The organism is Tistrella mobilis (assembly GCF_039634785.1).
Classification (GTDB): domain Bacteria; phylum Pseudomonadota; class Alphaproteobacteria; order Tistrellales; family Tistrellaceae; genus Tistrella; species Tistrella mobilis.
The window spans coordinates 292,020-313,244 of record NZ_JBBIAB010000002.1 but is presented as its reverse complement, the minus strand read 5'-3'; the positions used below and the strand labels follow the sequence as shown (position 1 = coordinate 313,244).

Genomic DNA, 21,225 nt, shown 5'->3' with positions numbered 1-21,225 from the left:
TCCTCAATCCACCGCGCCCGACGCCACCGGCCTGCCGGCAGGCCGGCGGCAGGCCGATGGATCGGCCAGGCGCAGCAGCGGCAGAACCAGCACGAAGATCAGGGTGGTGAGACCAAAATAGCCCGGCCAGCCGAGCGGGTCGGCCAGCCAGCCGCCGGCCATGTGGGCCGCCGTGGCGGTGAGGTAGAAGCTGCCGCGCAGCACCGCGATATCCGTGCCGGCATGGGTGGTGCGCGCCCGCTCCATGGCCAGGATGTTCAGGATCACGGTGAAGCCGGCATAGGCCGAGAGCTGGACGACGCCGAGCGCCGCCAGCGCCGTGCCGTCGACCGCCAGGCCGCGGCCGGCTGCCAGCGCAAAGCCGGTCCAGACCGCCAGCGCCGCGATCTGGCCGGCAATCAGCGTCACCATCACCCGCCCGGCGCCGAAGCGCGCCGCCAGCCGCCCGGTCCCCCAGGCGGCCGCCAGGCTGGCGATGGTGCCACCCCCGCCCAGCACCAGGCCGATCCGCTCCATGGTCAGCCCGGCATCGGCCAGGAAGACCGGGAACATCGCAACCGGCAGGGCCAGCGGCACCGCCACGATCGACAGCCCGGCCATCCGCCGGCGCCCCCCGGCATGGCGCAGCATGTGGCCGAGCGCGGCGAAGGCGCCGTCCAGGCCTTCCTCTCCCGCCTGAGCACCCGTCGCGGGTCCGCTGGCCTGCCGGCTGCCGCATGCCCCCAGCCCGATCATCGCCGGCAGCATCAGAATGCCGAGCCCGGCAGTGATCAGGAAGGCGTCGCGCCAGCCGATCACCTCGTACCAGCCGGTCAGCATGCCGCTGCCGATCCAGGTGCCCAGGAACAGCGCTGCGGCGCGCAGCCCGTTGGCGCGGGCCATCAGCCCGGGGCTGCCCGCCGCCATCTCGCGCAGCAGCGCATTGGCCGCCACCTCCTTGGTGGCGAACAGGATCGAGATCACGAACAGCAGCGCCAGCACGATCAGATAAAGCGACCGGTCGAGCCCGCCCATCCCACCCGGATCGCCCCCACCCGGATCGACCGCTGCCGGATCCACCGCCGCCACCACGGCGAGCGCGGCTGCGGCCAGCACCTGGGTCACGATCATCCAGCGCCGGTGACGGGCGGCCGCCGCGGCCGGGGCGCGGGCGCCGCGATCGATCAGCGGCGCCCAGAAAAAAGCGATCCCGGTCGGCAACGCCAGCAGGCCCAGCAGGCCGACCGCGGCGCTTTCCGCGCCCCCCGCCCTGAGCAATACCGGCAGGGCGGTGTAGAGGAAGCCGTAGAAGCAGCCGAGCGGCACGTATTGCAGGGCGAGGCGCAGCTCGATCATGACCGCATATCCCCACCGGCCGCCATCAGGGGCCGAAGCGCGCGGTCGGTGAAGCCCCGCCATGTGCGCCAGGCGAACAGGCCCGCGATGGTGGTGATGCCGGCCAGGATGCCGTACCACCAGCCGGCCGCCCCCTCGGTGGCGCCCATCTGCCAGCCGACCGGCTGGCCCACCAGCCAATAGGCGCCCAGCATCATCAGCAGCGGCAGGTTGACGTCGCCGCGGCCACGCAGCGCACCGCCCAGCACCACCTGCAGGGCATCGATCACCTGAAAAGCCGCGGCCAGCAGCAGCAGGCGCACCGCCAGCACCACCACCGCATCATCGGCGGCGTAGATACCGGCAATCTCGGGCGCGAAGAGCACGACCAGCACCGCCGTGACCATGGCAAGGCCGCAGCCCAGCGCCAGCCCGGCCGCAAGCGCGCGGCGCGCCGCGGCAGGATCGGCCGCGCCGATCGCCCCGCCGACCCGGATGCTGACCCCGATCGACACCGAAACCGGGATCATGAACAGCACCACGGTCACGTTGAAGGCGATCTGATGGGCGGCCAGCGCCACGGCGCCGATGCCGCCGATCAGCACCGCCACCGTGCTCATCATCGAATACTCGACCAGAAAGGCGAGGCCGATCGGCAGCCCCTGGCGCAACAGCCCCAGCATGGCGCGCAGATCGGGGCGCAGCGGCACGGGGCCGCGCCGCGCCGGCGCATAGCGCCCGGCGGTCAGCGCGCGCATGGTCAGGATCAGGGCGCCGGTCGCCATGCAGATCGCGCTGGATATGCCGGCCCCGACCACACCCAGCCCGGCCCCGGTGCCGGGACCGAAGGCATCGTCGAACATCAGAACCAGGTTCAGCGGCACGTTCAGCAGGGCGATGAAGATCGCGGTCACCATGGCCGGGCGGGTATCGGAATGGCCGTCGCAGAAATAGCGCGCCGCCATCGACAGCCCGACCAGCGGCACACCCGGCGCCACCGCGGCGAGATAGGCCGCCGTCGGATCGATCAACGCCGGGTCCACCCCCATATGCGGCAGCAGCCGCGGCATGCCGAAGGCCAGGAACAGCGCGCCGATCAGGCCGATGGCAATGCCGCCCCAGGCGGCCTGCACGGCATCGCGGCCGCCGGCGCCGTCACGGCCGGCGGCCGCATGGCCGGCGATCAGCGGCAGCAGCACATAAAGCGCACCGCCGATAAAGGTGGTGACCGGTACCCAGATCGCCGCACCCAGCCCGACCGCGGCCAACGCGCCGGTGCCGAGCCGGCCGGCCATGATCGAATCGGTCGCCCCCGTCGCCATATAGGCGAGCTGCGCCACGACGATGGGGGCCGCCAGCCGGGCCAGCACCCCGGTTTCGGCAGCGAGCCCCGGCGGACGCGCCCGGGCGGCGGGATCGGCGATCGAGGTGGTGGTCATGATCTGCGGCCTTCAGCTGGGGGCGGTGACATGACGAACAGCCGTCAGGGTCGTGACGTCCGCCGGACGTCCGACCCTGACGTCCGCCGGTCGGATTATTTTCCGGCCGCCTCAGGCAACCGGTCCTCAGGCAACCGCCTTCAGATGCCGCGCGACCACATCGGCAATCGCATGATCATCCAGCCCGCGGCGGCGCAGGTCGTGGGTGAAGGCATCCAGATCCACCCGGTTCACCGGCCGCTTGGCCGGGGCGCTGCGCTCGCCCATCTCCAGCGCGAAATCGAAGCGCCGTCGTTCGGTCTCGCGGACCCGGTAGCGCATCACCTGGTCCACCTGGTTGTCGGGGGTGAAGGTCAGCACCACCGGCTCGATCGCATGCAATGCCGGCTCGTCGATATAGGCCGAGGCGCAGATGATCACCTGGTCGCCGCGGGCACAGGTCCGGGCAGCGGCGCCGTTCAGCACGCAGGCGCGTGACCCCGGCTCACCGAAGATCACATAGGTCTGGATGCGGGCGCCGCTCGCCTTGTTCCAGATGTCGACGAATTCAAGCGGCCGGATCCCGGCCAGGTCGCACTGCTCCGGATCGAGGGTGATCGAGCCGTGATAGTCGAGATCGGCACCGGTGACGGTGATGCCGTGAAACTTCGCGCGGACGACGCGGATCATCGGTGGTCCTCCCTTTGGCGGCCGGACGGGCATGGAAATGACGGAGATCGGTGACTGGGCGGAGGCGAGGCATAAGGCGGCCGCTCGCTGACGAGCCTGGCGTGCAGAGCGATCCGCAAGGGCGAAGAGCGCCGGGTATTGCGATACCTCGGCGGACATTTTGCGAATGATTCGCACTCGCGTCTCATGCAAAGCAACAGCGTTAACCATGCGTTAATTGCATAGCTCAATACGTCAGGGTCGCGAGCAACGCAAACGTCTCAGCCACATGGACGTGTTGCAGGCACGCATTTCAAAGCCTGGTTGCAGCCCCTTTGATTTCCCGCCCCCGGCAGAGGACGTTCCCCCATGCCCCGTTCCGTCTCCCGGCCTTCCGTATCCACCCGTCCGGCCTCGGTCGCCGCACGTCGGCTGGATGCCGTGCTGGCCCTGGCGCTCATCTCGCGGGCCCACGGTCATGCGACCGGCAGGGTGCGCATTCTCGATGCCGGCGGCCGGTCAGGTGAGATCGGGGCGGGTGAGATCAGAGTGGGTGAAGTGCTGCTTCCGGCCGATCCGGATACACCGGTCGACCAGGTGCGCGCAGCACTTGCCCCCCGTCCCTGTGTGGCGGCGCCCCTGCAGGAGCCGGCCCCCCGTCAGATCGGCGAAGGTTGCGTCCTGATCGACGGCGGGGCCGCGCCACCCGCGGATGCCGCAGTGGTGATGCGCATCGATCCGGCGGGCAGGCCGCAGCTCACCTGCCCCGATCCCGACCTTGCCGACGCCGCAGCCCTCAACCGGCAGCTCCATCAGGTGATGGCGGATCTGGCTGCGGCCCGGCGGCATCGCACCGCCCTGCGCCTCGCCGATCTGAGCCTGCTCGACGGCCCGGCCCGCGCTCAGGTTCTGGCCGCGGCAGCCGGGGTCACGCGGCCCTGGCCGCGCGATGCCGCCCTCGGCCGGCTGATGGAACGGGCGGCGGCCACATACGGGGCGGCACCCGCGCTGATCTTTTCAGACCGGGTGCTGTCCCATGCCGGGCTGGAGGCCGCAAGCCGCCGGGTCGCCGCGGGATTGATGCGCCAGGACCTGCCGCCCGGGGCCGCGATCGGCGTGTTCTCGGCCCGCTCGGCAGCGGCGGTGATCGCCATCGCCGGCATCGTCCGGGCGGGCTGCGTCTATGTGCCGCTCGACCCCGATCTGCCCGACCAGCGGCTGAAGGTGATCGCGGATCTGGCCGGTCTCGGCGCCGTGATCATCGGCCCCGCGGCCGATGGCCGCCCGGCGGTGATGGCCGGGCGGGCCGCCGCCCTCACCGCCCGGGTCCTGCCGCTGGCGGCGCTGGAGGAAACCCCCGCACCCGAGGTCTTGCCCGATCCCGGTACCGGCGGCGGCGATGTGGCCGAGATCCTGTTCACCTCGGGCTCCACCGGCGTGCCCAAAGGGGTGGCGCTGACCCATCGCGGCATCGCCCGGCTGGTCACGGCCCATGACATGGCCGGTTTCGCCCCCGGCCGGCGCATTGCCCAGACCGCGACGCTGGCCTTCGACATCGCGACGCTCGAAATCTGGGGCACGCTGATCACCGGCGCGACGCTGATCGGCGTGCCGAAACCGGTCCTCTTGGATGCCGCAGCCTTCCGCGCCCATGCCGCCCGCCACCGCATCGACACGATGGTGATCGCAACCAGCCTGTTGCATGGCCTGGCGGCTCAGGATCCGGGCGCCTTCACCGGCATCCGCGCCATCCATGCCGGCGGCGAACCGCCCGACCCGGTGCTGTTCCGCAGGGTTCTGGCCGAGAGCGGGCCCGAGATCCTGAACAACGGCTACGGCCCGACCGAAACCGGCGTCTTCGCGACCATGGAGCCGGTGGTCCCGGCCGGGGATCCGGCGACACCGGTCGCCTCGGGCCGGCCGATCGGCGCCACCACCGTCCATGTGCTCGATGACCGCCTGCAGCCGGTCCCCGACGGTGTGGCCGGCGAGATCTGGATCGGCGGCGACGGCGTCGCCCGCGGCTATGTCGGCGATGATGTCCGCACCCGTGCCGCCTTCCACCCCGATCCCTTCTCCGACGATCCCGAAGCCCGGCTCTATCGCACCGGCGATCGCGGCATCCGCATGGCTTCGGGCACGATCCGGGTCACCGGGCGGATCGACGGCCAGCTCAAGATCCGCGGCTATCGGATCGAGCCGGAAGAGGTCCAGGCGGCGCTGTCGGGCGCGCCCGGCATCTCGCGGGTACTGGTCGGCGCCTGGGAAGTGGCCCCCGGCGACCGGCGCCTCGCCGCCTGGGTGGAGACCGGACCGTCTCCGTCGGAACCGCCGCGGGCCCTGGCGGCACGGCTGCGCGCCTGGCTGACCACGCGCCTGCCCGACTGGATGATCCCCGCCTGGTTCGTGCCGGTCCCGGCTTTCACCCTCACCGTCAACGGCAAGATCGACCGGCGCCGCCTGCCGGCACCCGATGCCGGGCTGATCCTCGCCGAACAGGCCTGGGCCGCGGCCATTCCCATCGAGGCCGGCACGCTCGGCCGGGTGGTCCGCCTGTTCCGCGAGGTGCTGCGCAACCCGCTCTTCACCGCCGATGACGGCTTCCTGGAGGCCGGCGGCAATTCACTGCTTGCCGCCCGGCTGCAGACGGCGATCGGACGCGCCTTCGGCACCGCGCCGCCGATCGCCCTGTTGCAGACGCCCGAGACCGCACGGGTGACGGCCGCCTGGCTCGCCGCCGCCGCCTGGGCGGGCGATGCACCACAGGCCACGACCACCGCCGCCACCGATTTCGAGACCGTAAGGATCTGATCCGCCATGACCGTTCAGGCTTCTCCCGCCACTGCGTCCGTCGAGGCGGCGGCGCTCGTCTCCCTGGTTGCCGCGGAAGGCGGCCGGATCGCCGTAGACGGTGCCGAACTGGTGATCGAGTTGCCGCGCGACCGGCTGACCGACGATCTGGCCCGCAGGCTCAGATCCGCCAAACCGGCGCTGATCGCCTTCCTGTCCGGCGCCGGCGACGGCATCGACGAGGCCGAGCCCCAGGTGACCGCCGACCCCGCCAACCGCCACGCCCCGTTTCCGCTGAACGAAAACCAGCAGGCCTATTGGCTGGGGCGGGACGATCATTTCGAACAGGGCGGCGTCGCGATCCGGATCTATCTGGAAATCGAACGGGCCGGGCTGGATCCGGCACGGTTCGAACATGCCTGGCGCCGGCTGGTCGCCCATCACGACATGCTGCGGGCCGTGGTTCTGCCCGACGGCCGCCAGCAGGTTCTGGCCGACCCGCCGCGCTGGTCGCTGCCGGTCGAGGATCTGACCGCGCTGGACCCCGCGGCCGAAGCGGCGCGGCTCCTGGCCTTGCGCGAAGAGCTGTCCCATGAATGCCACGATCTGGAGCGCTGGCCGACCTGGACGATCCGTGCCCTGCGCCGGCCGGGCGGGGTGGTCCGCCTGCTGGTCGGCATCGACTGCTGGGCGATCGACGGCCGCAGCTGGCAGGTGATGTTCGGCGACCTCGCCACCCTCTATGAAGACGGCGATGCCGTCCTCAGGACCACCGGGATCGGCTTCCGCGACTACATTCTGGCGGCGGGGCGCGCCGAGGAAGGGCCGGCCTTCGCCCGCGATCTCGCCTACTGGCAGGCACGCATCCCCCATCTGCCCGGCCCGCCGCCGGTGCCACGGGCGGCGCGTCTGCCGGAAGGCCGGCCGCGTTTCCGCCGGTTGAGCCTGCGGATCGATGCCGATCTTCTCGCCGGGCTGAAGCGGCGGGCGGCGGCGCGCGGCCTCACCCTCGCCTCCACCCTGCTCGCCGCCTATGCCGAGGTCTTCGACCGCTGGAGCGGGTCGCGGCATTTCATGCTCAACGTGCCGCGCTGGAACCGGCGCGACCTGCACCCGGACGTGCCCGACATCATCGGCGAATTCGCGACCTTCACCCTGCTCGAAGTCGACAACCGCCCGACCGGTGATCCGGCGGACGACGCCTTCACCGCCCGCGCCCGCCGGCTTCAGGAGCGGCTGTGGACCGATCTCGCCCATGCCCGGGTCTCGGGCGTGCGGGTGCTGCGCGAATGGCGGCGGCTGTCGCCCGACGCCCCGGCCGGCACCATCCCCTTCGTCTTCACCGACGAGCCGGACACCCGCGGCGCCGCCGGCGATCCCGACGATCCGAGGACCCGGTCGTGGATGGCCTCGATCTCGCGGATCGGCGACGTGGTCCATTCCCTCAGCCAGACGCCCCAGGTCTGGATCGACACCCAGTATCACGAGCTGGACGGCACCCTGCTCGGCCATTGGGATGCCCATGACGCACTGTTTCCCGACGGTCTGGTCGACGACATGTTCGCCGGCTGGGAGGGGCTGATCCGCGGCCTGGCCGCCGGAGACGATGCCTGGGCCGATCCCTGCCCGATCCCGCTGCCCGCAGACCAGCTTGCCCGGCGCGCCGCCGCCAATGCCACCACCGCCCCTGTCGACCGCACCGAGCTGCACGCCGCCATCGCCGGCCATGCTGCCCGGCTCGGTGACGCGATCGCGGTGACCGACGGCAAGGGCAGTCTGTCCTGGACGATGCTTGCAGCCAGGATCGCCGGGACCGCCGCCCGGATGGCCAAGGCCGGCCTGTCTGGCGGCGACGTGGTGGCGGTGATGATGCGCAAGGGGGCGGCCCGGCTGGTCGCCGCCCAGGCGATCCAGCGTCTGGGGGCGGTGATGGTCGCGGTCGACCCCGACCTGCCGGCCGCGCGCCGCGCGCATATCCTGACCGACAGCGGCGCCCGGCTGGTGCTGGTCGACGGCGGGACGGCCGAACCCGACGGCGCCGGGCAACGCATGCCATCCCGGATGATCATCGACGCCCATGGCCCGATCGATCCGGCGCTGGTCGCCGCAGGCCACGGCCTGGCGGCGCCCGATCCGGCGCGACCGCTGGCAGCCCTGGTCTATACCTCGGGTTCCACCGGCACGCCCAAGGGGGTGATGGTCCCGCGCGACGGGCTGTTCAACCTCGCGACCGATATCCGCGACCGGTTCGCCCTCGGCCCCGACGACACCGCAATCGCGCTTGCGCCGCTGCATCACGATCTGGGCCTGGTCGAAGCCCTGCTGATGCCGGCGATCGGCGTGGCGGTGGTCTTCCCCGACCCGGACCGGGCCCGCGACCCCGGCCACTGGATCGACCTTGCCGCCGGCCATCGGATCACTTTCTGGAACAGCGTCCCGGCGATGGTCACCATGCTGGCCGATCATGCCGGGGCGCTGGGGCTGGCGGCGCCCTTCCCCGATCTGCGCATCGCCGTGCTCTCGGGCGACTGGATCCCCCTCGACACCCCCGTCCGGCTGGCACGCCTGGCGCCGCGCTGCCGGCTGTATGGCAGCGGCGGCCCCACCGAGACCACGATCTGGAACCTGTTCCAGCCGGTCGGGCAGGCCGATCCCGCCTGGACCAGCATTCCCTATGGCCGGCCGGCGCGGAATTCCGGCTATCACATTCTGGATGCCGCCGGCCGCGACTGTCCCGACCATGTCACCGGCGAGCTGTGTGCCACCGGCGCCGGCCTGTCGCCCGGCTATCTGAACGACCCCGAACGCACCGCCCGGGTCTTCGTGCCCCATCCGGTGACCGGCGAGCGGATGATGCGCACCGGCGATCTCGGCCGCTGGCGGCCCGATGGGCGGATCGAATTCGCCGGCCGCGCCGATGGCCAGATCAAGCTCAACGGCATCCGCATCGAACTGGGCGAGATCGAAGCCCAGCTCACCGCCCATGACAGCGTCGGGCGCGCCATTGCCCTGCCGCTGGCCACCGGCGACGGGCGGCGGATCGGGCGGCTGGCAGCTGTCGTCACTGCCGCCCATGGCGGAACCGGCGCGCCCCCCCACCCGCAGACCCCCGACCCGCAGATCCCCGACCCGCAGATCCTGGCCGCCTGGCTGGCCGGCCGGCTGCCCCGGCAGGTGATCCCGGCGCCGATCCGGGTGGTGGACCGGCTGCCGCTCACCGCCAATGGCAAGGTCGATCGCGCCGCCCTCGCCGCACTGGTTCTGGAAAGCGATGCCGCGTCCGGCCCCGCCGACACCGGCGGCTGGCCGGCCACCGCGGCCGAGCGCGCGGTCGATGCCGCCTGGACCGAGATCCTCGGGGCACCGCCCGCCGATCCGGAGCGGAGCCTGTTCGATGCCGGCGGCGACAGTCTGACGGCGATCCGTCTCTATGGCCGGCTGGTGGCAGGCAAGGTGGCCGGCGCCAGCGTGATGAGCGTGTTCCGCGCCGGATCGCCCCGGGCCCTCGCCCGGCTGATCGCCGCCGGCCGCGATGCCACGGGCGAAGACCTCGCCCTGCCGCAGGTCACCGCCCTGGCGGCGCCGCGCCCCGATCGCGGCCCTGCGACCACCGCCCAGGCCCGGCTCTGGCTGGAGGAACTGGCGACCGGTGACACCACCGCCTATGTCCTGGCCTTCGCGCTGCCGGTCACGGCAGAGCCGGGTGCAAGGCGGATCGACCCCGACGCCATCGACCAGGCCTGGTGCGCGGTGCTCGCCGCCGACGAGGCCCTGCGCACCCGCATCGTCGGCGATGATCGGGGCCGCCCCGAACAGCATGTCGACCCGGCCCCCGTGACGGCACTGCTGGTCGACGACGTCTCGGGTGCGGCCGATCCCAGTGCCGCGGCAGAGGCGCTTGCCCGGCAGGATGCCGCCACCGGCTTCGCCCTTGGCCGTGACCGCCCCGCCCGCCTGCGGCTGATCCTGACCGGCGCCGGAACCGGGCTGCTGGTCTTCTCGGTCCACCACGCCGCCATCGACGGCATGGGGGTGGAAGCCACCTTCGATCGCCTGGCTGCGGCACTCGACGGCCGGCCGGTCGCAGCACCTGCCATCCAGCCGCTCGATTATGCCGCCTGGGAAGCCCTGCCCGCCGTCAGATCGGCCCAGGACCGGGATGTCCGGTGGTGGGCCGACCGCCTCGGCCGCGGCGAGGCGGTGCCCGCCGCCGCCGTGATCGAAACCGGCCGTCCGCGCCCGCCGCGCCGCGGGCTCGCCGGGCATCATCTCGACCGGCCGCTCGATGCCGCGGTGGTCGAGGGGCTGGGCGCCATCGCCCGCCGGGTGCATGCCACGCCCTATGCCGCGGTGACCGCGGGGCTCGTCGCCCTGCTCGCCCGCTGGACGGCGGATGCGGCACCGCTGGCGGATCGCGTGGTGATCGGCACCCATCTGGGCCTGCGCGACCGGCCTGAACTCGACGGTGCCTCGGGGCTGATGGTCAACAATCTGGTGCTGGCGATCGACACCGGCGACGATCCCGCCTTCACCGCGCTGGTCGACCGCACCGGCCGCGCGCTCGCAGATGCCTGGAGCCACGGCCTTGCGCCGTTCGAACGGGTGGTGGCCGAAACCGGTGCCGGCCGCGATCCGCGCCGCCACCCGCTGTTCGACATCTCGCTGGCTCAGGAAGGCCTGGCCGAAACCCTGCGCCGGGCCGGCGGGCTGACGCTGGGTATCGCCCGGCCGCTGGTCGCGCGCGCCCATCTCGATCTCGACATCGCCGTTCGTGCCGCCCCCGATGGCAGCTGGCGGCTGGGGGTGACCCATGCCCCGGCCGTGGTGGACGAGGCAACCGCACGGCTGCTGCTCGACCATCTGGCCGCCGTGCTGGCGGCAGCGGTGGCCGATCCCACCCGGCCGGTCTCGGCTCTCGATCCCGGGCAGCCCGCAATGCATCCGGCAGCCGACCCTGCCGGCCCCGGCACCACCGATCTGTTCAGCCTCTGGGTCGGGCGCTGTACGCGCCATCCCGGCACCGCCCTGATCGATACCGACGGCCGGCCGGTGCTCGATGCGGCGACGCTCGACGCCCATGCAGGCCGCCTCGCCGGCGGCCTGGCGGCAGCCGGGATCGGCATCGGCGACCGGGTGGTGGTGCCGCTTGCCCCCTCGGCCGGCATGCTCGCCCTCTGGCTCGGCCTCTGGCGTCTGGGTGCGGTGGTGGTGCCGATCGGTCCCGACCAGCCGCCGGCGCGGCGGGCGGCAATCCTGGACCGGCTGCGTCCGAAACTGGTGGCGGAGGATCCGGCCACCCTCGCCTCGGACGCGCCGGCACCGGCCCCCCGGCACATCGACGCCGGGGCCCCGGCGGTCATCATCCACACCTCCGGCTCTACCGGTACACCCCGGGGGGTGGTGCTCTCCCATGGCGCGATCGCCCGCCGGCTCGCCTGGGGCGAGGCCACCTTCCCCCATGCCGCCGATGACCGCGTGCTGGCCCGCAGTTCGGTCGATTTCGTCGACGCCGTCGCCGAACTGCTCTCGCCCCTGATGGCAGGCACGCCGCTCGCCTTCTGCCCGCCGGAAGACGGCCGCGATCCCCGCCGTCTGGCGGCACGGATCAAGGCCACCGGCGCCACCCGTCTGCTGGTGGTGCCCTCCCTGCTCGATGTGCTCTGCGACAGCGCCGATCCGGCGGATCTCGGCACCGTCCGGCTCTGGACCAGCAGCGGCGAGGCCCTGCCTGCGGCGCTGATCGATCGCTGGCGCCGGATCGCGGCGCCGGGGGCGCGGCTGATCAACATCTACGGCGCTGCCGAGGTCACGGCCGATGCCGCCTGGTTCGATGCCACCGGGGCGACCGCAGATCCCGTCCCTGCCGGCCAGCCGCTCGCCGGGGCCGGGATCCGCATCCTGGATGCCGCCGGCCGCGTCCTGCCCCGGGGCATGGCCGGCCGGGTCGCGATCACCGGCGGCGTGCTCGCCATCGGCTACGACGCCGACGCCCGCGCCACCGCCGCCCGCTTCCCTGTCACCGAAGACGGCACCCGCCTCTGCCTCACCGGGGATCGCGGGCTGATCGATGCCGAGGGCCGGCTGGTTATGCTGGGTCGCGCCGACGGCGTGGTCAAGATCCGCGGCCAGCGGGTCGATCCGGCCGAAACCGCATCTGCCCTGCGCGCGCTGCTGCCCGGCCGCGAGGTCGCGGTGATCGTGACCGACGGCGTTCTGGCCGCCGCCGTCACCGGCGGGCCGGTCGATCCGGCAGCGATCCGCGCCGATCTCGCCGGCCGGCTGACCCCGGCGGCGATTCCGGCCCGGATTGCCGTGGTCGATGCCCTGCCGCGGGGTCCGGCGGGCAAGCTCGACCGCCCGGCATTGGCGGCCCTGATGGCCGCCGCTCCGGACCCGGCCGCAGCCCCGCCGGCACCGCCCGAGACCCCGACCGAAATCCGTCTCGCCGGGCTCTGGCGCGCTGTCCTGCCGGCGACGACCGCATCGGCCCCGATCGGCCGGTTCTCGGACTTCTTCGGCCTGGGCGGCCATTCGCTGGCCGCCGCCCGGCTGGCGGTGCTCTCGGGCGCGCCCGATGCCGGCTTCGTCTTCGCCCATCCAACCCTGGCCGCCCAGGCGGCCGCACTCGATGCCCGCACCCCCGTGGTCGAGGAGCTGATCTGATGGCGCATCCGCACGACACCCGCGACATGGCCGAAGCGGCGGCCCTGCTCGACCGCTGCCGCAGCCTGGGCATCGACCTCACCCCCGCAGCGGGAGGCCGGCTGAAGATCGCCTCCGCCGGCCCCGTCACCGATGCAGCGCTGCGCGCCGCGCTGCTCCGGCTGCGCATGCCGATTTATGACCTGCTTGCAGCCGAACACGCGCAGCCTGTCCCCCGGCCCGGCGAGGCCGTGCCGCTCACCGCCTTCCAGCGCGGGCTCTGGTCGCTTCAGATGCGCGGCGATGCCGATCCCGGCACCCTGCATCCGGCAGCGGTGTTCGCCATCACCGGTCCGCTCGACCCGGTCCGCCTCGGCCGGGCCGCCGACCGGCTGGTCGCCCGCCATGATGCGCTGCGCCTGCGGATCGCGACCGGCACCGATGGTGTGGCGATGATGCGCGCCGAACCCGCCACCGGCCCGGTTCTGACCGTCGAGACCACCGCCGAAGTCGCGGCCATCGCCCGCGGCCGCGCCATCGCCCTCGCCGGCCGGCGCTTCGATCTGGCAGCCGAGCCGCCGCTGCGTCTGCATCTGGTCACCGATGGCGATCGCGACCACCGGCTGATCCTGGTCGTGCATCATCTGGCAGCCGATGGCTGGTCGATCGGGGTGATGCTGGCCGATCTGGCCCGGGGCTTCGCCTGCAATGCCGATCTGCCGGAAACCGCTCCCTCCGACTCCGCTCCCTCCGGCCCCGCCCCCTCCTTCCTGGCCGAAGCGGCCCGTCTGGCGGCAACGCCGCTCGGGGTGCAGGCGCGGGTGCGGGCAGAGGCACGGGCAGCCGCCTGCGCCGGCCTGCCCTTGCTGCAGCCGCTCATCCCCGACCTGCCCCGCGGCGGGCCGCGCGCGCCGGCCCGCCTGACCCGCCGGCTGGACGCGGATCTGGTCGCCGGGCTCGACCGGCTGGCCGCCGGGGCCGGCGCCACGCGGTTCATGGCGCTGGAAGCCGCCTTCCGGGCGACCATCGCCGGCCTGACCGGCGAGACCCTGCTGGCGCTCGCGACACCGGCCGCCAATCGCCCGGCCGGAACCGAGGCGATGGTCGGCTGCTTCGCCAACACCGTGCTTCTGGGCCATGCCATCGATCCCGCCGCCCCGGCTACCGCCCTGATCGCCGCGGTGCGGGCGGCGACCGCGGCGGCACTCAGCCGGGCGGACATCGCCTTCGACGATCTGGTCGACATCCTGGAACCGCCACGCCTGCCGGGGGTGCCGCCGCTCGCCCAGATCTTCTTCGCGCTCCAGAACGCGCCGGCACGGCTCGCCCTGGCCGGTACCGATATCCGGGTCGACCAGCGGCCGCTGCCGCTGGCCCGCCACGACATCTCGCTTCAGTTCCGCAGCCCCGATGACGGCGGGCCGGGGCTGGAGCTGGACCTGGATTACGACGCCGCCCTCTATCGCGAAACCCGCATGACCGGTCTGGCCGACGCCCTCGCCGCCCGGATCCGCGCCTGGATCGCCGATCCCGCCGCCCCGGCAGCCGGGCCGCTGCCGGCGGCTGCGCCCGAAACCCTCCGGTGCCGGCGGATCGAGGCGGCGCTTCGCGATCATGCCGGGGTCGCCGATGCCGCGATCGATCCGCGCAGCGACGGCCCGGTCGCCTTCGTGGTGCCGCGCCGCCGCCTGCCCGCGGCCCGCATCGCCCGCATGCTCGCCGGCGACTGGCCGGGCGCCGTCGCCACCGTCACCGCCATCCCCCGCCGCCGCGACGGCCGGGTGGATCGCGATGCCCTGGCGCTGCTGCCGGCCGTGACACCGGCTGCGGCAGAGCGGCTGGCCGGGCAGGGCGTCACCGCACGGCCGGTGCCGGCCCCTGCGGCACAGCCCGCAAGGCTGCATCTGGCCGATCTGATCCGCGACGACGACGCGGCCGGCGTGCATCTCTCCCCCGACTGGGCGCCGATCGGGCTCGACGACGTCGCCGGCCCGGAGGGTGACGATGCACCGCCTGCCATCCTGTCGGGCGGGCCGCTCGACGCGGTCTATCCGCCAGAGGGCTGGTCGCCGGCCGATCTGCTGGCGGGGATCGCGGCCGATCCGGCCCGGATGATCCTGATCGGCGACGACCCCGTCGCCGAGCGCCGCATCCCCGCAGCCGCCCTGATGGACCGCGCCCGGCGGATCGCGCAGGGCCTGCGGGCCGCCGGTTTCGAACCCGGGCAGACGGTGATGCTGGCGCCAAGACGCCCGGACGACATGCTGGCCGCGCTTACCGCCGCCATGCTGGCGGGATTGATCGCAGCCCCGATCCTGCCGCCGCGGCGCTTCGCCGGGGATGATCCGGCCACATTGCGCCTCGCCCATGTCGCCCGGCTGACCGGTGCCGCCGCCGGCCTGGTCGAGGGGCGGGACCTGGCCGGCTTCACCACGGCGGCCGGCTGCCCGGCCCTCGACATCGACGCCCTGGCCGACGGCCCGCCGCTGGACGGTCCCGGCCGGCGCTGGGGGCGGGACGACGTGGCGCTGATGGCCTTCACCTCGGGGTCTACCGGCGTGCCCAAGGGCGTGCCGCTCACCGCCGGCAATCTCTGGGCGACCCCCCATGGCTTCGGGCCGGCTTTCGGCTTCCGGGCGGGCGAGGTCTGTCTCAACTTCACCGCCCTCGACCATGTCGCCTCGCTGTTCGGCTTCTGCGGCTCGGCACTCAGGGCCGGGGCCGATCTCGCTTTGGTGCCGGTGGATGTCTTCCTCGCCGATCCGGCCGCCCTGCTCGCCCGCCTGGCGCACTGGCGGGTCGCGCGCAGCTGGGCCCCCGATTTCGCCTGGGGCCTGCTCGCCACCGCGGCCGAGGCGGCGCCTGCCGGCAGCCTGGATCTGTCCGCGCTCACCGCCGTGTTCTCGGCCGGCGAATGCGGGCTGGACCAGACCTTCGCCCGCGCCAGCCGCGCCTTCGCCCGCCACGGCGCCACCACCGCCTTCCACACCTCGTGGGGCATGTCCGAGACCACCTCGCTCACCACGCTCTCGGCCGCCTGGGACGGCCGCGGTGCCCATGCCGTGCGCGCCGGCGTGCTCGACAATGGCGGGCCGGTGCCGGGCACCCAGGCGCGGGTGGTGGATGCCGCCGGCCGGCCGCTGCCCGAAGGCCGCATCGGCCGGTTCGAAATGCGCGGCCCCTCGGTGTTCGGAGGCTATGTCACCCTCGGCGCGCCCGAGATCGTGCACGACGCCGATGGCTGGATGGCGACGGGCGATCTGGCGGTGATCGATCGGGGGCGCATCGTGATCTGCGGCCGCGAGAAGGAGATCATGATCCTGAACGGCCAGAACCTGTCGCAGGTGGAGATCGAGGACCGGCTGAACGGCCTGCCCGGCGTGCTGGCCGCCCATACCGCACTCACCGCCAGCCGCGACCGGCGGAGCGGTCGCGAGGTGGTGGCGGTGTTCTTTGCCCCCGACCCGGCCGACATGCCCTGGCCGCAGGTTCTGCAGGTGGCAGGCGCCATCCGCGCCGAACTCGCCGCCCGCTATGGCGCCGCCCCGGATCATGTCCTGCCGCTGGCCGCGGCCCGGATCCCCAAAACGGGGCTCGGCAAGCTGCAGCGCACCATCCTCAGGCGGCGCTTCGAGGCGGGCGAGTTCGATCCGCTGATCCGGCGCATGGATCTGTCCGGCGCCGGGCCGCGCAGCCTGCCGGCCTGGTTCTTCCGCGAAACGGTGGCGCCGCGGCCGGCCGATGCCCCCGCCGGCCCGGCAGCGGGCCGGATCGTGCTTCTCGACCAGGATGCCCCTCTGGCCGACGCCCTGCGCGCGGCCGGGGCCGACGTCATGGCCGGCCCTCCCGACGACGGGGCCGTGCCCTGGACACTGGTCGCCCGCCAGGATGCACAGACGGGCGATGCAGATGCAGAGGTGGGCCTCGCACCGCTCGTCGCCCTGGTGGCCCGGCTGGCGGCAGGTCGCCTGCACCCCGCCCGGCTGGTGCTGCTGGGCACCGGCGATGCGGTGGCGCAGGCGGCACTTGCGGCATTGGCCGAGACCGTAGCGGTCGAATGCGAGGGGATCGCCGCCCGCGTCATCGATGCACGCGGCCACGGCCCCGCCGATCTGGCGGCACGGATCCTGGGCAGCGGCCCGGTGGAGCGGCTGGTGCCGGCAGATCCGGCCCGCGCAGCTCCGGCGATGACCGGCCCCCGGATCGGGGCCTGCGGCACCCCGCCCCTGCTGGTGGTGGCGGGCGGGCTCGGCCGGGTCGGGCGGGCGGTGCTGCCGCATCTGCTCGCCTGGACGAACTGGCGCTTCGCCATTCTGGGCCGGCGCCCGGCCGATGCCGCAGCGGCCGCCCTCGCCCGGCTGGACGGCGGTGACCGCATCGCCTATGCCGCGGCCGACGTCTGCGACCCGGTGGCACTCGATGCAGCGCTCGACCGGCTTCAGGCCGCCACCGGCACGCGGCCCTTCGGCGTCCTGCATCTGGCGGGCGAAGTGACGGCCACCCCCCTCGCCGACACCACGGCCGCGGCCCTGCTCGCCCCGGCCACCCGGCGCCTGGCGGCGGGAGAGGCGCTGGCGGCGGCGATGCTCGCCCGCGGCGGCGGGGTGCTGGTCCAGGCGGATTCCGTCCTCGGCCGCTTCGCCAGCCGGGATTATGCCGGTTATGGCATCGCCTCGGCCATGGCCCGGGCGGCCGCCATGGCCGACGACCGGCCGGGGCTGCGCCGGGTGTCGCTGGGTTTCAGCCGCTGGCGCGACCCGGACGGGCTGGCGGATCCGCTGGGGGCCTGGCTCGCCGAACGCGGCTTTGCCGAGATCGACGGCCGCCGTGGCGCGGCGGTGATCCTGGCCGCATTGACCCGCGACCTGCCGCATCTTCTGGTCGGGCTGGACCCGGCGGCGCCCGAGGTCGCAGCCCGCGCCGCCACCCGCCCGGCCCCCCTGGAAGTGATCGGCCTCGACGGCCCCGAGACGGCCGTCACCGCTGCACTCGACCGCGCCCGGAGCCTGGGCCTGCCGGCACGGCGCCTGGATGGCGGCACCGGCCGCAGCTTCGGCAGCGGCAGCGCCCGGCTCGCCGCGATCGAACGTGCGATCGCCGGCCACTGGCGGGCCGTGCTCGGCCCCGACGCGCCGGACGACCCCGATCGCAGCTTCTTCGAGGCCGGCGGCAGCTCGATCCTCGCCGCCCAGTTCCACGACCGGCTGGTGCGGGATCTGGGCGTCGGTTTCGACGTGGTCGAAATCTTCGGTCACCCGACCCAGCGGGCGCTGGCCGCCCTGATCGCCGGCGCCGGGACCGCCGGCACCGCCCCTGCCACCGACCAGGCAGCCGACACCGCCGGCCGGCGCCGTGCCGCGGCAGCCCGCAACCGCAGACGCAGCGCCGGGGCCGGCGGGACCGAGGCTGAAGCCGAACCGGTTCCGACCGGTACAGCCGTGGAGAGACAGCCGTGAACGAGCGCATCGACGAGATCAGCACCGACACCGGCGAAGGGCCGGCGATCGCGATCATCGGCATGGCCGGCCGCTTCCCCGGCGCCGGTGACATCGCCGGCTTCGCCCGCATGATCCGCGAGGGCGGCACGGGCATCCGGCCGATCCCGCCCGAACGTCTGGCCGCCGCCGGCCGCCGCCCGGAAGATCTCGCCCGGCCCGGTTTCGTCGCGGTCGAAGCGCCGATCGACCAGCCGCTCGCCTTCGATGCCGGTTTCTTCAACCTGCCGCCGCGAGAGGCGGCGCGGCTGGACCCGCAGCTGCGCAACATGGCCGAGACCGCCTGGCATGCCTTCGAGGATGCCGCAACCGATCCGCGCCGCGCCGGCACCCGCTGCGCGGTCTATGCCGCGGCCAATCTTTCCACCTGGTGGCTGGCCCATCTGGCCGCGCGCTATGACGACGACGACCCGGCCGGGCTGATCGCCGATCTGATCGGCAATGGCCAGGATTATCCGGCAACCTGGATCGCCCACCGGCTGGGGCTGACCGGGCCGGCGCTGAACGTGCTCACCGCCTGTTCCAGCGGGCTTGCGGTGGTCGCCACTGCCTGCCAGGCGCTTTGCGACTACAGCGCCGACCGGGCGCTTGCGGTCGCAGGTTCGATCGCCTTCCCCCAGGGGCGCGGCTATCGGGCCGAAGGTGACAGCATTCATTCGCCCTCGGGGCGCTGCCGGCCCTTTGATGCCGCAGCCGACGGCACGGTCAGCGGCGACGGCGTCGGCGCCGTGCTGCTTCGCCGGCTGGAGGATGCCCGGGCCGATGGTGACCCGATCCGTGCGGTGATCCGCGGCTTTGCGATCAACAATGACGGCGGCCGCAAGGCCGGCTATTCGGCACCGTCGATCGATGGCCAGGCCGACGTTCTGGCCGAGGCGGCGGCGCTGGCCGGCATCATCCCCGGCGATCTCGACTTCATCGAAGCCCATGGCACCGGCACGCGGCTGGGCGATCCGATCGAGGTCGCAGCCCTTGCCCGCGTCCACGGAGCTGCGGCGGCGCCGATCGCGCTGACGGCGGCCAAGGCCGCGATCGGCCATCTGGAAACCGCCGCCGGCATGGCCGGACTGATCCGCACCGTGCTCGGCCTCCAGGCCCGGCTGGTGCCGCCCGTCCCCGGCTTTACGCAGCCCAACCCGCTGCTGAAGCTGGACGAGACCCCGTTCCGGATCGCAGACCGGCCCCGGCCGATCGCGGCGCGTGGCCGACCGGCCCGCGCCGGGGTCAGCGCTTTCGGCTTCGGTGGCACCAATGTCCATCTGATCGTGGAAGAAGCCCCCGCCGCTCCGTTGCCGGACACGATGCCGGGCCATGTCTGTCTGCCGCTGTCGGCCGCCGACCCGGCAGCGCTCGACCGGCTGCGCCGGGTCTGGATCGACCGCCTTCAGGCCCCGGATGCCCCCGATGCGGCCATCGCCGCCGCCACGGCGCGCGCCGGCCGCGCCCGCCTGCCCTGGCGGCTTGCCGCCACCGGCACCGATGCCGCAGCGCTGGCGGCAGACCTCGCCCGCCAGAGCCCGCAGATCCACGGCCGCCAGGCGCCGCACCGGCCGCGCCTGGCCCTGGTCTTCCCCGGTCAGGGCGTGCCGACCGGTCGGATCCTGGGCGCGCTCGCCCGTGATCACGCCGCCGCACGGGCGGTGCTGGATGATTGCGATGCGGCGCTCGCCGAGCTGGGCCGGCCACCGGTCTCGGCCTGGCTGACCGATCCCGGCAGCGCGCCCCCGGACCCGGTCGAAGTCGACCGCAGCCACGTCGCCGGCTTCGCCTTCGGCCTCGCCCTCGCCCGGGTCCTCGGCACACGCGGGCTCAGCCCCGATCTGGTGCTGGGCCATTCGGTGGGCGAGATCACCGCCGCCGCGCTTGCGGGCGCCTTCGATACCGGCGATGCGGTCCGGCTGCTGGATGCCCGCGCCCGCGCCTTCCGCGACGATGCCCCCGACGGCCTGATGCTGGCGGTGGCGCTGTCGGCGGATGCCCTGGCGCCGCTGATGGCGGAGATCGGTCCCGATGCCCTCTGGCCCGCCGCGCTCAATGGCGACGGACAATCGGTGGTGGCGGGACGGCCCGATGCGGTGCGCGGGCTGGCGGCGCGGATGGCCGCCGACGGCGTGCCCCACCGGATCGTGGCGGTGCCGCGCCCGGCCCACACACCCCTGATGGCCGGCTGCGTGCCCCGCCTTGCTGCGGCACTCGCGCGCATTGGTCTGCGGACGCCCGACCGGGCAATGCTCGTTTCGACCGTGACCGGCGGCCTGGTCGAGGGGGCCGCGGCACGCGCGGAGCACTGGACGGACCAGCTGACCCGGCCGGTGCGCTTCGCCGAGGCGGTGGCGGCGGCCGAGACCGCGGGTGTCACCACCTTCTTCGAACTCTCGCCACGCCCGGTTCTGGCCCAGGCCGGCCGTGCCTGCATCCGGGATGCCGCCTGGATCACCGTCTTCGACGACGACGCGGCCGACGGCGTGGAGACGCAGGCCCTGCTCGCCCGGATCGAGGCGGCTGCCTTCCAGGCCGGCCACGAGGCTGACCACGCGGCGCCGGCCCCGAGAGCGGGCGGCCTGCCCGCCTACCCCTTTGCGCGCGACATCCACGAGGTGCCGCTGCCCGCCCGCACCGCCGCAGCTGCGGCCGAAGCCCTGCCGGTGCGTCCCATCGCGCCGGCGCCTGCCGTCGCCCCGTCCCAGGCCGAAGACGAGGACCCGCTGCTCGCCGTGGTCTGCGAGATCTGGGCCGAGCGGCTGGGCCTGCCGGCGGTCGGCGCCGATGACGACTTCTTCCGCCTGGGCGGCACGTCGCTGGCCGCCCTTCAGATCCTGACTGCCATCGAAGAGGCAGCGGGGCTGCGCCCGCCGCTTGGCGCCATCGCCGAAGGCCGCACGCCCCGTGCCCTGGCC

Annotated in this window: 7 protein-coding genes (1 of these 7 cut by a window edge); 4 read left to right on the top strand and 3 right to left on the bottom strand. The window is 73.7% G+C overall.

The window, feature by feature from the left end:
* Positions 1 to 3 precede the first annotated feature (3 nt).
* From WI697_RS04155 to WI697_RS04145, 3 genes are all read right to left on the bottom strand, one after another.
* A complete protein-coding gene (locus WI697_RS04155; protein WP_345957500.1) occupies positions 4 to 1,335 on the bottom strand; it encodes an MFS transporter in 1,332 nt (443 codons plus the stop codon).
* Positions 1,332 to 2,753, bottom strand: a complete 1,422-nt coding sequence (locus WI697_RS04150) for an MATE family efflux transporter (RefSeq protein WP_345957499.1) — start codon at positions 2,751 to 2,753, stop codon at positions 1,332 to 1,334. The genes WI697_RS04155 and WI697_RS04150 overlap by 4 nt, the downstream gene beginning before the upstream one ends.
* Positions 2,754 to 2,879: 126 nt before the next feature.
* The gene (locus WI697_RS04145; protein ID WP_345957498.1) at positions 2,880 to 3,422 is read right to left on the bottom strand and encodes an aspartate 1-decarboxylase; all 543 of its coding nucleotides are present in this window, start codon (positions 3,420 to 3,422) and stop codon (positions 2,880 to 2,882) included.
* Between the two features lie 348 nt (positions 3,423 to 3,770).
* Between WI697_RS04145 and WI697_RS04140 the strand changes: the two genes are divergently transcribed.
* The 4 genes in view from WI697_RS04140 to WI697_RS04125 are tightly spaced (at most 6 nt apart) and all read left to right on the top strand, a layout consistent with a single transcriptional unit that may run on beyond the window.
* The gene (locus WI697_RS04140; RefSeq protein ID WP_345957497.1) at positions 3,771 to 6,212 is read left to right on the top strand and encodes a non-ribosomal peptide synthetase; all 2,442 of its coding nucleotides are present in this window, start codon (positions 3,771 to 3,773) and stop codon (positions 6,210 to 6,212) included.
* Between the two features lie 6 nt (positions 6,213 to 6,218).
* Positions 6,219 to 12,854 (top strand): amino acid adenylation domain-containing protein, encoded by a 6,636-nt coding sequence (locus WI697_RS04135; RefSeq protein ID WP_345957496.1) that lies wholly within the window; start codon positions 6,219 to 6,221, stop codon positions 12,852 to 12,854.
* The gene (locus WI697_RS04130; RefSeq protein WP_345957495.1) at positions 12,854 to 18,289 is read left to right on the top strand and encodes an AMP-binding protein; all 5,436 of its coding nucleotides are present in this window, start codon (positions 12,854 to 12,856) and stop codon (positions 18,287 to 18,289) included. Before WI697_RS04135 ends, WI697_RS04130 begins: the two co-directional genes overlap by 1 nt.
* A protein-coding gene (locus tag WI697_RS04125; RefSeq protein WP_345957494.1) for a type I polyketide synthase crosses the window boundary here: on the top strand, positions 18,286 to 21,225 show its 5' portion. Its footprint extends 51 nt past the window's final position; the window shows 2,940 of its 2,991 coding nt (coding positions 1-2,940); it begins with the start codon at positions 18,286 to 18,288; the stop codon falls past the right edge of the window. The genes WI697_RS04130 and WI697_RS04125 overlap by 4 nt, the downstream gene beginning before the upstream one ends.